Below are 3,741 nucleotides of genomic sequence, written 5' to 3'. Positions count from 1 at the left end.
GCCGGATTGGGTGAAATGAGCGCGACCCAGTCCTTGCTGCCACAACCCGCCGATGGGCCGATCCGCGAACGGAACGCGACAGGACGTCGCAGCAGAATCGTTCTTAATCAAACTGTCGCATGTGTCAATCTGTCACCGTATCATCCCCTAGTCGGCCCTTGACAATGCTGCATTGCAACAACCGAAGCTGTTGCAATGCAGCACAATAATCAGGCTTTTCATCCCGATCTGCTGGATTACTCTGGCCGCTGTGGGTGACCCGATTGCTGGTCAATATTGGCAGGCTGGCGCCCAAAAAGGGGACACGGAAATGAACATCGATCGCCGCCGCTTGCTGGCGGGTACGGCTGCCACTCTGGCACTGCCCGGCATGGCCCGATCGGCCATTTCCGCCGCACCCGCAGCTGCTGCCCAGAAAAAGATCCGCGCCGCAATCGACAAGCAACTGCCCGAAAACATCGCCCGCATTCAGGACTGGATCAAACATCCCGGCATCGCGGCCGAAAACTGGCAGATGGAAGAAGCCTGCGCCTACACGATGGGCCTGTTGAAAGACGCCGGCTTCCAGATGGTCAAGCGCATGCCGACCAGCGGCCAGCCCGGTATCTTTGCCACGCTCGACGCCGGGGCAAAGCGCACGGTGGGCATCTATTTCATGTATGATGTGAAGCAGGTGAACCCGGCCGAATGGTCCAGCCCGCCGTTCGAGGCGCGCATCACCAACAAGCCGGGCTGGGGCCAGGTGATCGTGGGCCGCGGCGCCATCAACCAGAAGGGGCCGGAAGCCGCCTTCCTTGCCGCGCTGCACGCCTTCCGCGAAGCCGGGCAGAAACTGCCGGTCAATCTGGTGCTGGTCGCCGAAGGTGAGGAAGAGATCGCCTCGCCCAATTTCCACCAGATCGTGCAGGCCCCCGAAGTGCTGGCGGCATTGAAAAAATGCGATGGCATCATGATCCCCACCGCCTGGCAGACGGCCAACGGCAGCACGGTGATCAATCTGGGTGCAAAAGGCCCGATCGAATTCCAGCTGATTGCCAGCGGCGAACGCTGGGGCAAGGGGCCGAAGGGCGACATTCATTCCAGCCAGCACGCCCATGTCGACAGCCCGGTGTGGCATCTGGTGCAGGCGCTGGGCACGCTGGTGAAGGAAGATGGCTTCACCCCCGCCATCGATGGCTGGTTCGACAATGTGCGGGGCCTGACGGCACGCGAAAAGGAACTGATCGCGATCACGGCCGCCGCCCAGAACGAGGAACAGGCCAAGCGCGCCATGGGCGTGAAGATGTGGATCAACAACGAACCGTGGCAGCAATCGCTGGAGCGGCTGGCGTCGCAGCCCACGGTGAACATTCAGGGCCTGGTGGCGGGCTACACCGGCACCGGCGGCAAAACCGTGCTGCCCGGCCGGGCCGAAGCCAAGCTGGAATGCCGATTGGTGCCCAACCAGACCTTCCGCGAAGCCGAAGCCAAGCTGAAGGCGCATCTGGCCAAACGCGGTTTCGGCGATATCGAAGTGGTGGTGAGCGGCGGGTATGACCCCACCGAAACCGCCGAGGATGCCCGCGTCGTGCGCGCCCAGCAGGCCGTCTATGCCCGCTTCGGCGCACCCGCCACGCTCTACCCGCGCAACGCAGGATCATGGCCGGGCAGCGTCTTCACCCAGCCGCCGGTGTCGCTGCCCGCCGGCCAGTTCGGCCTTGGCCACGGCAGCGGCGCGCATGCACCCAACGAATATTTCGTGATCGAAAGCAGCAACCCCGCCGTGCAGGGCCTGGCGGGCTGCACGGCGGGGTTTGTGGATTTTCTCTATGAGATGGCGGTGGCGAAATAGGTCATGTCGATCGGGCTCGATCAGCAGCATGAGCGTCACCGACTGACCCTGCTGGCAATGGAGGATGTACGCATCGGACGCGTAGTCAGCGCGACGACTGTTCAGGCTTGGGCCGACAGTCTTGCGAGCGACAAGCCGCCGCCTCCCCCATGGCGAGTTGATTTTGGATTGGCCAATGACCAAGTCTGACGAAATCCGGCGCCTTTCCGATTCTGGACTATCAGTTACAGAGATCGCGGCAAGGCTCGGTATTCGCTACCAGCACGCATATAATGTTCTGAAAAATGCAGGTAAGCTTCCTGCGCCACGCCAGACTGCTCTGCGCCCGAAAAAGCCTCCGGCGGCAACTAAGCCGCCTCTTTCCGCGCAGACCCTGCTCGATGCGGGGTTTCAGCAAGCATCCAAGTGGACATTGGACGCTAATGGCGCTTTGACGCTCTCTAAAGCGTTACCGCAGGACGAAGGCGTCTATGCCTTCGTCAAGAACGAGCTGGTTCAATACGTTGGTGTGGCGACAATGGGGCTGGCAAAGCGCGTCTATTTCTACGCAAGGCCGGGCATTTCCCAACGAACCAGCCAAAGGCTGAATGAAACGATTCTACACGAACTGAGCCAAGGCACCCAGATCGAGGTATTGATTGCGCAACCCGAAGACATGACATGGAATGGCCTACCTGTTCACGGTGCGGCGGGGTTGGAACTTGGCCTGATCAAGGCCTATACCCTACCCTGGAACATGCGGAGTGCCCGATAAGTCAATCAAGCCTGCAAAACCAAATTATCAACCCAAGTTGCGTCACGCCCTGATGAAACGATCCACGCCGCTGCCGTCTTTCACGCGTTTCACCCGGCCGCGCTCTTCCAGCCAGTGCAGGTGGGCAACGGTTTCGCCGGTGGCCAGGCCATAGTCCGCCTCGCCGATGGGCCGGCGGAACAAGGCGGCGAAGCAATCCACCGCCGTTCGGGGTTCGGCGCAAAAGGCTTCCAGTTTCTCCAGCTTGCCGTGGTGATCGGCGGCAAGCTGATCCAGCCGTGTGTGGAGGCCATAAAATGGCTCGTTGTGGGCCGGCAGCACCAGCAGGTCATCGGGGATGGCCCGCAGCGTGTCGATGCTCTCCAGCCAGTCGCCCAAGGGATCAGCATAAGGCTCGGTGGGATAGACCGACACGTTGGACGTGATGCGCGGCAGCACCTGATCGCCCGAAATCATCACATCGTCGGCCACCAGGCAGGCATGTTCCGGCGCGTGGCCACGGCCAACCACCACGGTGAACTGGCGCGCACCGATGGTCAGCACATCGCCATCACGCAGCCGCTTGAAGCCTGCCGGCATCTTGCTGACGATCTTGCCGAAATTGCCCCACGCCTTGGCCTTCATTGCAGCCAATTGCTCTTCGCTCCAGCCAGCCCGCATGAAGAAGTCGACAGCTTCATCGGGCGGCGCATCGCGCACGTCGAGCGTGAGGGTGCGGGCCAGCAGATATTCGGTGCGGGTGATTTCCAGCGGCACATCCCATTTGCGGCACAGCCAGCCAGCCATGCCCAGATGATCGGGGTGATAATGGGTGACGATCACGCGGGTGACGGGCTTGCCCTTCAGCACCCCGGCAAACAGCGCTTCCCACGCCGCCTTGCTGGCCGGCAGGCCAACGCCGGTATCAACGATGGCCCAACCGTCACCCGCATCGATTACCCACAGATTGATGTGATCGAGCCCGAACGGCAGGCCCATGCGCACCCAGAAAATGCCCGGCGCCACTTCCTCGGCTTCGCCCGGCCCCGGCACCCAGCGGCCCAGCGGATAACGCAGGCCCTTGATCTCGTCGGCCTCGCGCGGCGCGGTGCTGGCCTGGCCGGCGGGGATGGGCAACAAGGGCGGCGGCTCGGTCATTTCGCCACGCTAGGTTGAC

The 3,741-nt window shown here is 62.1% G+C and carries 3 protein-coding genes; 2 read left to right on the top strand and 1 reads right to left on the bottom strand.

Annotation, left to right across the window (positions count from 1 at the left end; all coding sequences use genetic code 11):
* The first annotated feature begins 310 nt into the window (after window positions 1-310).
* On the top strand, window positions 311-1,831 hold the full coding sequence (locus RMO81_RS00660; RefSeq protein ID WP_310473795.1) for a M20/M25/M40 family metallo-hydrolase: 1,521 nt from the start codon (window positions 311-313) through the stop codon (window positions 1,829-1,831).
* Window positions 1,832-2,006: 175 nt separating this feature from the next.
* On the top strand, window positions 2,007-2,585 hold the full coding sequence (locus RMO81_RS00655; protein ID WP_310473794.1) for a hypothetical protein: 579 nt from the start codon (window positions 2,007-2,009) through the stop codon (window positions 2,583-2,585).
* A 42-nt stretch (window positions 2,586-2,627) separates the two neighbouring features.
* Here the strand turns inward: RMO81_RS00655 and RMO81_RS00650 are convergent, their stop codons facing one another.
* The gene (locus RMO81_RS00650) at window positions 2,628-3,722 is read right to left on the bottom strand and encodes an MBL fold metallo-hydrolase (RefSeq protein WP_310473793.1); all 1,095 of its coding nucleotides are present in this window, start codon (window positions 3,720-3,722) and stop codon (window positions 2,628-2,630) included.
* Window positions 3,723-3,741 lie beyond the last annotated feature (19 nt).

Source organism: Sandarakinorhabdus sp. (assembly GCF_031422795.1).
Classification (GTDB): domain Bacteria; phylum Pseudomonadota; class Alphaproteobacteria; order Sphingomonadales; family Sphingomonadaceae; genus Sandarakinorhabdus.
The sequence above is the reverse complement of the archived record's forward strand: the minus strand, read 5'-3'. Positions and strand labels throughout refer to the sequence as shown.